The 11,472-nt window shown below is 74.7% G+C and carries 8 protein-coding genes; 4 read left to right on the top strand and 4 right to left on the bottom strand.

The features are described 5' to 3' along the window. The first annotated feature begins 9 nt into the window (after positions 1-9). Positions 10-2,544 (top strand): right-handed parallel beta-helix repeat-containing protein, encoded by a 2,535-nt coding sequence (locus AB0F62_RS32955; RefSeq protein ID WP_361807804.1) that lies wholly within the window; start codon positions 10-12, stop codon positions 2,542-2,544. Between the two features lie 25 nt (positions 2,545-2,569). Here the strand turns inward: AB0F62_RS32955 and AB0F62_RS32950 are convergent, their stop codons facing one another. After that, on the bottom strand, positions 2,570-4,339 hold the full coding sequence (locus AB0F62_RS32950) for an MOSC and FAD-binding oxidoreductase domain-containing protein (protein WP_361807801.1): 1,770 nt from the start codon (positions 4,337-4,339) through the stop codon (positions 2,570-2,572). 235 nt (positions 4,340-4,574) lie between these two features. On the opposite strand from AB0F62_RS32950, the gene AB0F62_RS32945 reads away from it, so the two are divergent. Beyond that, positions 4,575-5,348 (top strand): GNAT family N-acetyltransferase, encoded by a 774-nt coding sequence (locus AB0F62_RS32945; protein WP_361807798.1) that lies wholly within the window; start codon positions 4,575-4,577, stop codon positions 5,346-5,348. An 11-nt stretch (positions 5,349-5,359) separates the two neighbouring features. Here the strand turns inward: AB0F62_RS32945 and AB0F62_RS32940 are convergent, their stop codons facing one another. Further along, positions 5,360-6,271, bottom strand: a complete 912-nt coding sequence (locus AB0F62_RS32940) for a helix-turn-helix transcriptional regulator (RefSeq protein ID WP_361807795.1) — start codon at positions 6,269-6,271, stop codon at positions 5,360-5,362. 162 nt (positions 6,272-6,433) lie between these two features. Between AB0F62_RS32940 and AB0F62_RS32935 the strand changes: the two genes are divergently transcribed. Continuing rightward, entirely contained in the window at positions 6,434-7,270 is an 837-nt protein-coding gene (locus AB0F62_RS32935; RefSeq protein ID WP_361807792.1) for an arylamine N-acetyltransferase, read from the top strand. Positions 7,271-7,321: 51 nt separating this feature from the next. Here AB0F62_RS32935 and AB0F62_RS32930 read toward each other — a convergent pair whose 3' ends face one another. Next, positions 7,322-8,374, bottom strand: a complete 1,053-nt coding sequence (locus AB0F62_RS32930; RefSeq protein ID WP_361807819.1) for a sulfite oxidase — start codon at positions 8,372-8,374, stop codon at positions 7,322-7,324. Between the two features lie 91 nt (positions 8,375-8,465). Continuing rightward, positions 8,466-9,758 carry a GAF domain-containing protein gene (locus AB0F62_RS32925; RefSeq protein ID WP_361807789.1) on the bottom strand — a complete coding sequence of 431 codons (1,293 nt, stop codon included), beginning with the start codon at positions 9,756-9,758 and terminating at the stop codon, positions 8,466-8,468. Between the two features lie 173 nt (positions 9,759-9,931). Between AB0F62_RS32925 and AB0F62_RS32920 the strand changes: the two genes are divergently transcribed. Beyond that, complete coding sequence (locus AB0F62_RS32920) at positions 9,932-11,455, top strand: aldehyde dehydrogenase family protein (protein WP_361807786.1); 1,524 nt, start codon at positions 9,932-9,934, stop codon at positions 11,453-11,455. The last annotated feature ends 17 nt before the right edge of the window (positions 11,456-11,472 follow it).

Here is an 11,472-nt window from a genome sequence, read left to right as displayed (position 1 = left end):
ATCCGGAACATGACGCGTCACACCGTGGCACCGAAAGGACAGGGCGGCCGGGGGGCCTTCCACCGGATCGCCGACGCGGTGCGCGCCGCCGCCCCCGGCGACGTGGTGGTGATCGCCCCGGGCACCTGGACCGAGGCCGTGGTGCTGGACCGTGCCGTCGTGCTCACGGCGGAGCACGGCCGCGGCAGCGTCGTGCTGGCCGCGCCCCCCGGGGACCGGCCCGCGCTGACCGTCGACGGCCCGGACTGCGCCGTGCACGGCGTCACCGTGTGGGGAGCCGACGACGGCGCGCCCGCGATCACCGTCTCGCCGCGCGCCGGACTGGTGCTGGAGGACTGCGCCGTCGAGGGCGGCCGCATACAGGCCCGCGGCCCCGAGGACGAGGAGAGCGGGACGACCGCCCTGATCCTGCGGCGCTGCCGCCTCGAACGCGCCCGGCTGGCCGGCCTGCACCTGGCCGGCGCGGTCCGTGCCCGGGTCGAGGACACGAGCGTCACGGGCGTGGACGGCACGGGCGTCGTCCTGTCGGGCACGGCCCGGCTGGACGCGGCCCGCCTGCGCCTCGACCGTACGTCGGGATCGGGCGTCCGGCTGCGCGGCAGCGCACGCCTGCGGCTCGCCGACTCCACGCTGACCGGCACCGGCCGGGCCGGGCTGCTGCTGGAGGAGGCAGCCGAGGCCACGGCCGGCGAGCTGCGGATCGAGTCGCCCGGCGCGGCCGGTGTGCACGTCACCGGCACGGCGCGCGCCGAGCTCACCGACTGCCGGATCCGCGGCGCCTCCGCCAGCGGGGTGGTCGTCCAGGACAACGGGGTGTTCAACGCGGAGGGCTGCGCCGTCGCCGACGCGGGCGCCAACGGGCTGCTCGTCACGGGCGCCGCGCAGGCCCGGCTTGCGGACTGCCGGATCGACCGCAGCGCGTTCAGCGCCGTCCACCTGTCCGGCACGGCCACCGGACGGCTCACGGACTGCCTCGTCCGCGACTGCGCGGAGCACGGCGTCCACGCGGCGGGAGAGGCCCGCCTCGAACTCGCGGACTGCGGGATCAGGAACGTGGCCATGACCGGCGTCGCCGTGGCCGAGCAGGCCGTGGCGACGGTCACCGGCTGCCGCATCGACGACGTCGCGACGGGCATCGGCGTCGGCTCCGCGTCCGAGAGCCGGGTCGAGCACACCACGGTCACCGGGACCAAGGACATCGGGGTGCAGGTCGCGACCGGCGGCACCGCGGTCCTCACCGGCATTCGGGTCACCGGGGCGGGCGCGGCGGGCGTCGTCGTCGACAAGGGTGCCGAAGCCACCGTCAACGGCGGCTCGGTGGAGGACTGTGCCGGATCCGGCGTCGTCGTGTGGACGGGGGCCCGGCCCTCGGTCGCGGACCTGCGCATCGAGCGGCCCGCCAAGAACGGCGTCTTCCTCGCCGAGGGCGCGGGCGGCACCTTCACCTCCCTCGACGTGTCCGGCTCCGGCTTCCCCGCGCTCCACGTGGGCGCCGGAGCGGATCCCGTCCTGCGGCACTGCCGGATCCGGGACTGCGCGGACGCGCTCGGCACGGACGAGGGTGCGGCGCCGCGGCTCGAGGACTGCACCGCGGACGGCGTCCCGCTGACGTTCGGGGAACCCGCGGCCGCCCCGGCGGTGCCGGCGGTCCCGGGCGCCCCCGCCGCCCCGGCGGCCGGGACCCGCCCGCCGGCCGTGGCGGACGGGGAGGAGGAAGCGCCCGAGGAGACCCTGGAGGATCTGCTGGGCGAGCTGAACGCCCTCGTCGGCCTCGACCGCGTCAAGCACGACGTCGGCTCGCTGGTGAAGCTGATGCAGACGGTCCGGCGCCGCGAAGAGGCCGGGCTGCCCGCGCCGCCGCTCAGCCGGCACCTGATCTTCGCGGGCAATCCCGGCACCGGCAAGACCACCGTGGCCCGCCTCTACGGCAGGCTCCTGAAGGCCCTCGGCCTGCTGCGCGAGGGCCACCTCGTGGAGGTCGACCGCACGGCCCTGGTCGGCGAGTACGTCGGCCACACCGGCCCCAAGACGACCGCCGCCTTCAACCGCGCGCTGGGGGGTGTGCTCTTCATCGACGAGGCCTACACCCTCGCCCCGGTCGGGGCCGGGAACGACTTCGGCACGGAGGCCGTCGCCACCCTGGTCAAGCTCATGGAGGACCACCGCGACGACGTCGTCGTCATCGCCGCCGGCTATCCCGGCGACATGGACCGATTCATCAGCTCCAACCCCGGCCTGTCCTCCCGCTTCGGTCGCACGCTGCTCTTCGAGGACTACGGCGCGGACGAACTGGTCTCGATCGTCGAGTACCAGGCCGCGGAGCACCAGTACGAGCTGACCCCCGCCGCCCGCGAGGAGCTCACCCGCCTCTTCGAGCTCCTGCCACGAGGCGAGGGCTTCGGCAACGGCCGGTCCGCCCGCCAGATGTTCCAGGAGATGACCGAACGGCAGGCGCAGCGCGTCGCCGAACTGGACGACCCGACCGCGGACCAGCTCATGGCCCTGGAGAACCAGGACCTCCCCCAGCCCGCGACCCGCGGCTGACCGTCGGGGGTGGCGGTCGGGCGTCCTACAGGTCCAGCACCAGGTCCGTCCGCGGCCGCGAGCAGCAGATGAGCGCGTTGCCCTCGGCGGGCTCGTCGACGGGCTCCGGCGCGTACGCGACGCCGCCGGTCAGGACCGGCGTCTCGCAGGTGTGGCAGACGCCCGTACGGCACGACCAGCGGGTCGGCACGTCGCACGCCTCGGCGAGTTCGAGCAGCGTCCCGTACCCCGGGTGCCACGGCACGCTGATCCCGCTGCGGGCGAAGGACACCGACGGCCCCGTCGGCTCCCCGGGCGGGGGAGCGGGCCGGTGCGGGGCGCGGGCCGTCGCGTCCACCACGCCGGGGTTGATCGACGACAGCGCGCCGAAGGTCTCGGTGTGGACGCGCTCCGCGGGCAGCCCCCCGGCCACCAGCGCCTCCGTCATGTCGTCCATGAAGGCCTGGGGCCCGCAGACGTAGGCGTCCGCGTCCGGCGGCAGCTCGAGCGCCGCGATCCGCTCCGCGTCGAGCCGGCCCGCCCGCGTGTAGTCGGCGCCCTCGCGATCGGCCGCACGCGGCCTGCTGTAGGCGATGTACGCGTGCGCCCCCGCCAGCCGCCCCACCAGGGACCGGGACTCCGCGGCGAACGGATGGTTCTCGCCGTCGCGTGCCACGTGCAGCCACCACACCTCGCGCCGGCCGCAGGCGTCGGCCAGCGCGTACAGCATGGCCATCACCGGCGTGGCGCCCACTCCGGCGGAGAGCAGCACCACCGGCGTGTCGCCCTCGCCGAGGACGAAGGTGCCGCGCGGCGCGGCGACGTCCAGCAGGTCGCCCTCCCGTACATGCCGCCGCAGGAAACCGCTGCCCGCGCCGTGCGGCTCCTGCTTGACGCTGATCCGGTACTCCGCCGCGCCGGGCCGCCCCGACAGGGAGTAGGTGCGGACCAGCGGCGGGCCCTCGGGATCCGGCCGCATCCGGAGGGTGAGGAACTGGCCCGGCATCCCGGCCGGCAGGGGGCTCCCGTCCTGCGCGGCCAGGGTCAGCGAGAAGATGCTGCTGCTCTCCTCCCGGACCCGGGCCACCCGCAGCGGGCGGAAGCCCGGCCACGCCGGGGGAGGGGCCGCCGCCCCCGTCAGCCCGGGGTTGCCCGCCGTGGCGCCGTCCCCCGCCGGGGTGTCCAGCAGCGCCCGCATCGACGCCTGCCACCCTGGGCTCAGCGCGGGGATCCGCAGCGCGCGCTCGACCTGCTCGCGCGGGTGTCCCGGCAGGTAGAGCAGCGCGTCCATCTCGGCGACGGTCATCGCCTCGGGCCCGGTCTCCAGCTTGACGATCTCGTCCCCGGCCGTGACCTCGCCTTCCTCCAGGACCCGGAAGTAGAAGCCCGGGCGCCCATGGGCCACCAGCAGCGCGGCCATCCTGGGCTCGGCCATGCGCATCCCCACCCGGTAGCAGGTCACCCGGGGCTGCGTGACCTCGAAGACCGCGCCGCCGATGCGGTACCGGTCCCCGATGCACACCTCGTCGTCGGGCAGCCCGTCCACGGTGAAGTTCTCGCCGAACTGGCCGAAGGCGAAGTCGTCCCGTCCGAGCTCCTTTTGCCAGTGGCGGTACGAGTCCAGCTGGTACACGAGCACCGCCCGCTGCTCCCCGCCGTGCCCGCCGAGGTCTCCCTGGCCGTCACCGTCGATGTTGAGCCGCCGGACCATGCGCGGCCCGGAGACAGGTTCCTTCCAGACGCCCGTGTACGTCGTCCGGCCCTGCCACGGCACGTTCTTCGGCAGGCCGACGCTGACGGCGACGAGTGTGGCCATACGCCCATCTCCCTGGTGGGGCGAGCCCCCGCCTCCCGGCCACGCTATTACGGCGGTCGCGCCGCGCAACCCGGCCGGCGGCACCGCCGCGGCCCGCCCCGGGGCAGGCAACGCTCCGAGATCGCCACAGCCTAGGGTGAGAGGTCCCGGCACCGGCCGGGATTGCGCGAGGGCACGACGCTGTTGACCCACCCGACAGCCGTCGGCCCCTCATGGACGGAGACCCGCACCACCCATGTCCACCAGCGTCGATCACGCCCATCCCGCGGAGTCGGAGTCCGGCGGCGAGCCCGCCGACGCCGGTGCCCCGCACCCCCTGGACAACCCCGTGTGGGCCGCCCTGAGCGGCGCGCACGCCCGCTTCGCGGAGGTCCGCGGCCGCGCCGCCCGCTATCCGGCCGAGATGTCCCCCTTCGCCGCCGTCGCCGACCAGGCCGACCCCGCGGCCTGGCACGACCTGGCCGGGCTGATCGGCCCCGGCGGCACCGCCCTGGTCACGGGTTCGCCCGTACCGCCCGCGGGCTGGGACGTCGTGGAGGGCGGGGAGGGCGTCCAGATGGTGGGCACCGCACTGCGCGCCGAGCACGACCCGGAGGCCGTACGGCTCGGGCCCGGCGACGTCCCCGACATCCTGGACCTGATCGCCCGTACCCGGCCGGGGCCCTTCCGGACGCGCACCGTCGAGTTCGGCAGCTACCTGGGAATCCGGGAGAACGGCCGTCTCATCGCCATGGCCGGCGAGCGGCTGCGCCCGCCGGGCTGGACGGAGATCAGCGCGGTCTGCACCGACCCCGACCACCGCGGCCGCGGCCTGGCGAGCCGCCTGGTGCGCGCCGTCGCCGCCGTCATCGAGGAACGCGGCGACACGCCGCTGCTCCACGCGGCGGGGAACAACACCAACGCGCTGCGGCTCTACGAGGCCATGGGCTTCACCCGGCGCCGCCACCCGCAGTTCCTGCTGGTCCGCGCGCCGAAAACCGACGCGCAGGGCCGACCTGACCCGGCCTGACCTGGTCCCGGTCAGCGCCCCGGCTCGGTCCCGGCCTCGCCGCTGACGGTCCGCTCCCGGGCCTCGCCCGCCCGGGCGGGGGCCGCGGGACGGCCGCTCCCGCCGGCGGTGCCGGCGGCCAGCGACCCGAGGAGGGCCAGCGAGCGGGCCGCCTCCGATCCCGGCTCGGCGTGGTAGATCACCAGCAGTTGTCCGTCGGTGCCGTTGACCGTGAGCTTCTCCCGGTACAGATCCATGTCGCCGACCTGCGGGTGCCGCATCCGGGCCAGCGCGCCCTCGCGCCGGTGCACGTCGTGGCGCGCCCACAGCTTCCGGAAGCGGTCGCTCTTCAGCGACAGCTCCCCCACCAGCGCGGCCAGCCGGGGGTCGTCGGGATCGGGCCCGGCCACCGCCCGCAGGCTCGCGACCGCGTTCACCGTGGCGGTCTGCCAGTCCCGGTGCAGTTCCCGCTCCTCCGGGTCCAGGAACGCCGCGCGGAGCCGGTTCACCCCCGGCACGTTGTTCGGGGACAGGGCCCGGGCCAGGGGGTTCGCGGCCAGGACGTCGAAGTATCTGCCCTGTACCAGCGCCGGCATCGGCAGCTGGTCGAGGAGCTGAAGGAGGTGGCCCGGCACCTTCTCCGGGGCCGGGCGCCTGCTCCGGCGCGGCCTGGGCCCGACCAGCCCGATCAGGTACGCCGTCGCGTCGGCGTCCAGCCGCAGCACTCCCGCGAGCGCCTCCAGGACCTGCGCGGACGGATTGCGGTCCCGGCCCTGCTCCAGCCGGAGGTAGTAGTCGGCGCTGATGCCCGCGAGCATCGCGACCTCCTCCCGCCGCAGCCCCCGCACCCTCCGCAGGCCGCCGCCGGTGAGACCGACGTCCTCGGGCCGGACGAGCTCCCGCCGGGCACGCAGGAAGTCGCCGATCGCATTCGAGCCGTCCATGCGCACCACGGTAGTTCGCCCTCCGGGGCCGTGCCTGGCCCTGCCGCCCCCAGGAACGGCGGCGCCGCCGCGCCACGGTCCCGGCGCGGGACGACCGGCCCGCCCGGACCGGTGGGCCCCTCGCCCGCCGTGGCGATCCCCGCGCATCCGTACCGTGGGCGTATGACCCTCGATCTCGACGCCTATCTCGCCCGCATCGGCTGGACCGGGGAGCGCCGGCCCACGGCGGAGGTGCTGCGGTCCGTGCACCGCGCCCACATGCTGGGCATTCCGTTCGAGAACCTGGATCCGGTCCTCGGCCGTGCGCCCTCCCTCGCGCTGCCGGACCTGGAGGCCAAGCTCGTCCGCGGTACGCGCGGCGGCTACTGCTACGAGCACAACACCCTGTTCGCTGCGGCGCTCACCGCCCTCGGGTTCCGTGTCACGCTGCTCACCGCGCGCGTCCTGGTGGGGGCGAAGCCCGGGGACGTCCGCCCCCGGACCCACATGCTGATGCTCACCGGCGTGCCCGGGGAGCCCGTGCCGTATGTGAGCGACGTCGGCTTCGGCAGCATCGGCGCCCTGCTGGAGCCGTTGCCGCTGGTCGCGGGGAGCGAACTGCACGACGTCCCGCGCCGTCACCGGCTGGTCCACGCGCCTCACGACGGGCCGCTGGAGCTGTGGAAGCTGCAGACGTACGCCACCGGCCCCGGCGACGGCCCCGGCGGCGGCGCGTGGGAGGACCAGTACGCCTTCACGGTCGAACCGTTCGAGGCCCCCGACTACGAGGTCATCAACTGGCACATCGCGACCAACCCCCGTTCTCCCTTCGCCCGCGGGGTCCACGCCCAGCGCACGACCGCCGACACCCATCTGTCGCTGAACGGGCGCCGTCTGACGGAGACGGCAGCCGACGGCACCCGCGAGGAGCGGGAGCTGGCCGACGCGGATGAGGTACTGCGGGTCCTGGCGGACGAGTTCGGGGTGCGGCTTCCGGAAGGAACGCGCCTGCCGGGGTGACGGACGGGCACCGGATGCCCGTGCCGCACGGATGCCCGCGCCGCGCGGGCCTCAGGCGCCGTCCGCCAGGCAGACCACCGGTACCCGCTGCACCAGGTTGTTGCCGAAGCCGCCGCGGTTCCACGGCTGCTCCAGCGGCTGGGTGTGCCCCTCCGCGTCGGTGGCACGGACGCTGAGCACATGGTGCCCGGGCGTCGCCTCCCAGGTCGTGTGCCAGTGCCGCCACGCCCAGGGGTGCCCCGCGTCGTCGAGTTCGGCCTCGCGCCAGGTGCGGCCGCCGTCCGTACTCGTCTCCACCCCGGTGACGGGCGCCCGGCCGGACCACGCCCGGCCCTCCAGCCGCTGCGGGCCCGGCCGTACGACGCGGGTGCGCGTCATGAAGTCGGGGAAGCCGGGCGGCACCATGAGGGCGCGCGGCGCGATCCGCGTCACCGGCTCTCCGGGCTCACCCGCCTCCTGGCGGAAGCGGTAGGCGACGGCCTGCTGGAAACCGGTGAAGGGCGTGTCGGTGAGCGTGATGTCGCGCAGCCACTTGACGTGCGCCATGCCGTACCAGCCGGGGACGACCAGCCGGACCGGGTGGCCGTGCTGGGGTGGCAGGGGTGCGCCGTTCATCGCGTACGCCACCAGGACCTCGGGGTCCTCCGCGGTGGCGGCGGCGACCGTGAGCGACCGCTGGTAGTCCTGTTCGACCCCGCGCTCGACGCCGTGGTCGGCGCCGGTGAAGACCGCCTCGACGGCGCCGGGCCCGACGCCCGCCTCCCGGAGCAGCGTGCGCAGCGGCACCCCCGTCCAGTCGGCCGTACCGACCGCCTCGGTCAGCCAGGGCTGGCTGACCGGCCGGGGGGCCAGCCCCGCGCGTCCGTTGCCCGCGCACTCCATGGTGACCCGGTGCGTGACGGCCGGGTAGCGGCGCAGGTCGTCCAGGGACAGTTCGAGCGGGGTGCGGACCTCGCCGCCGATCGTGAGCCGCCAGGTCCGTGCGTCGGCCCACGGGATGTCGAAGTGGACCAGCACATAGTGCAGGCCCGGGGGCGTGACGTCGTAGCGCAGCGCCTCCAGGGGCAGTGCGTGATTGCGCGCCGCCAGGCCCAGTTCGTCCATGCCGATGCCCTCGGCCGGGTCGGCCAGCCGGGCCGCGGTGCTCACTTCTGCGATGCTCGGATCGTCCACCCCACCAGTGTGCCCCGGGAGGTCACAGCCGGGCACGGTCGAGCAGCGCCCGCAGCACGGGACGCCGCGGCGACTCGCGGGGCAGGGCGCGCAGCGCCGCCTGGAGCAGGTCGACGTCGTCGTGGTTGCCGGGGCGGTCGAGCCAGTCGAGCAGCAGTCTGGCGTCGCCGCGCTCCCGCAGGGCGCGGCGCAGGGCCCAGTCGAGTTCTTCCCGCGCGTCCACGATGGCCGGGGCGTCCGAGCCCGGCAGCAGCGCGCCGGGGTAGCGGGCAAGGGCCCGGCGGTGGGCGCCGCGCGAGAGGAGGGCCCGCACCTCGTCGGCGTCCGTGGTGGCCGGCAGCAACAGCCGGTACGGGCGCGAGCCCAGCACCTGGGAGTCGAGCAGCCGGCGCAGCCGCGACATCTCGGCCCGCATCGTGACCCGCGCCGACTCGTGCTCGTGCAGTCGTGCCGCGAGCGCGTCGGCGCCCAGCCCCCGCGGATGCCGGGCCAGCAGGAACACGATCTCCGAATGGCGCGGGCTCAGTTCCACCGTCCCGTACGGGGACACCAGCAACGCCCGGTCGCGCGCCAGCACCTCCAGCCGGGCCGTCGCGGTCCCGGTCGCCGGTGCCTGCGCGGACGGCAGCGCGCCCCGCAGCCGCAGCAGCCGCAACTCGGCCTCCGCCGCCGCCACGGTGGCCCGTACCAGCGCCAGGGCGTGCGGCGCCGCGATGTGGTCGCCGCCGGTCAGATCTATCACCCCGATCACGGCCCCGGTGTCCGGGTCGCGGACCGGGGCCGCCGAGCAGCTCCACGGGTGCACCGGCCGGATGAAGTGCTCGCCCGCGTAGATCTGCAGCGGCCGGCCGAGGGCGACCGCGGTGCCGGGGGCGTTGGTGCCGGCCGCCTCCTCCGCCCACTCCGCGCCCTCGACGAAGCCGATCCGCTCGGCGCGTGCCGCCAGCCCCGGAGTGCCCTCGACCCACAGCAACCGGGCGTGCTCGTCGCCGATCGCCACCAACTGGTCGCTGTCCTGCGCCGGTTCGACGAGCAGGCTGCGCACCACGGGCAGCACGGCCGCCATCGGATGCTCCCGCCGGTACTCCCGCAGCTCCGCGCCGCCGAGCCCGGGGGAGCGGGGACCGTCGGCCTCCGGGTCGACACCGCGGCTGAGCGAGCGCCGCCAGGAGTCGCGGACGACATCGCGCAACGGCCGCGGCGACCGGCCCGTCGACAGGAACTCCTCGTGGGCGCGCGCCACGTCCCGCCGCAGGAGGTCGGGATCCGTCCCCGGCGGCCAGGCCGCGTAGGACGTCGCGTACGACACAGTCATGGCGGTCCCCGGGAGTCGGCACGGTCCGGTGCCCGGCGGCACCGGGTGGGGTGCTGCCGAGTGTAGTTCCGCGGTGGCGCTCCGCCGCAACCCTGTTGCAACCTTGCGCGCCCTACGGTCCGGTCAACCGCCGTCCGCGACGGAGCGGGCGGCTCGCTATGGGAGGCCGCCCCATGACCCGGTACGCCAACCCCGGTACCGCCGACGCGATCATGTCGTACCAATCGCGCTACGACCACTGGATCGGCGGCGAGTACGTCCCGCCCGCGCGCGGCGAGTACTTCGGCAACCCGACCCCGGTCACCGGCGAGGACTTCACCGAGATCGCCCGCGGCACCGCCGAGGACGTCGAACGGGCCCTGGACGCCGCTCACGCGGCCGCGCCCGCCTGGGGCCGTACATCCGTGACCGAGCGGGCCAACATCCTGGGCAGGATCGCGGACCGCATGGAGGCGCACCTGGAGGAACTGGCCGTCGCCGAGAGCTGGGAGAACGGCAAGCCGGTCCGGGAGACCCTCGCCGCCGACATCCCGCTGGCCATCGACCACTTCCGCTACTTCGCGGGCGCCATCCGCGCCCAGGAGGGCAGCCTCGCCGAGATCGACGACGACACCGTCGCCTACCACTTCCACGAGCCCCTGGGCGTCGTCGCGCAGATCATCCCCTGGAACTTCCCGATCCTCATGGCGACGTGGAAGCTCGCGCCGGCGCTGGCCGCGGGCAACGCCGTCGTCATCAAGCCCGCCGAACAGACCCCGGCCTCCATCCACTTCTGGATGAGCCTGATCGCCGACCTGCTGCCGCCCGGCGTCGTCAACATCGTCAACGGCTTCGGCGTCGAGGCCGGCAAGCCGCTCGCCTCCAGTCCGCGCGTCGCCAAGGTGGCCTTCACCGGCGAGACGACGACCGGCCGGCTGATCATGCAGTACGCCTCGCAGAACCTGAAGCCCGTCACCCTGGAGCTGGGCGGCAAGAGCCCCAACATCTTCTTCGACGACGTCTCCAGCGCCGACGACGACTTCTACGACAAGGCGCTGGAGGGCTTCACCATGTTCGCCCTCAACCAGGGCGAGGTGTGCACCTGTCCGTCCCGCGCGCTGATCCAGGGCGGCCACTACAACGCCTTCCTGGAGGCCGCCGTCACCCGCACCGAGAAGATCGTCCAGGGCCATCCGCTGGACACCTCCACGATGATCGGCGCCCAGGCCTCCAACGACCAGCTGGAGAAGATCCTCTCGTACTTCGACATCGGCCAGCAGGAGGGCGCCAAGGTCCTCACCGGCGGCGAACGCGCCGAACTGGGCGGCGAACTGGCCGGCGGCTACTACGTGCGGCCCACGATCCTGGAGGGCGACAACCGCATGCGCGTCTTCCAGGAGGAGATCTTCGGCCCGGTCGTCGCCGTCACCTCCTTCGGCGACTTCGACGACGCCATCGCCACCGCCAACGACACCCTGTACGGCCTCGGCGCCGGTGTCTGGACCCGCGACGGCAGCACCGCCTACCGCGCCGGGCGCGCGATCCAGGCGGGCCGTGTCTGGACCAACTGCTACCACGCCTACCCGGCGCACGCCGCCTTCGGCGGCTACAAGCAGTCCGGCATCGGCCGCGAGACGCACAAGATGATGCTCGACCACTACCAGCAGACGAAGAACCTTTTGGTCTCGTACTCCCCGAAGAAGCTCGGCTTCTTTTAGGAGCGCGAGGTCACACG

This window comes from Streptomyces sp. NPDC026673, assembly GCF_040638135.1.
Classification (GTDB): Bacteria; Actinomycetota; Actinomycetes; order Streptomycetales; family Streptomycetaceae; genus Actinacidiphila.
This window is presented reverse-complemented; position numbering and strand designations above follow the sequence as displayed.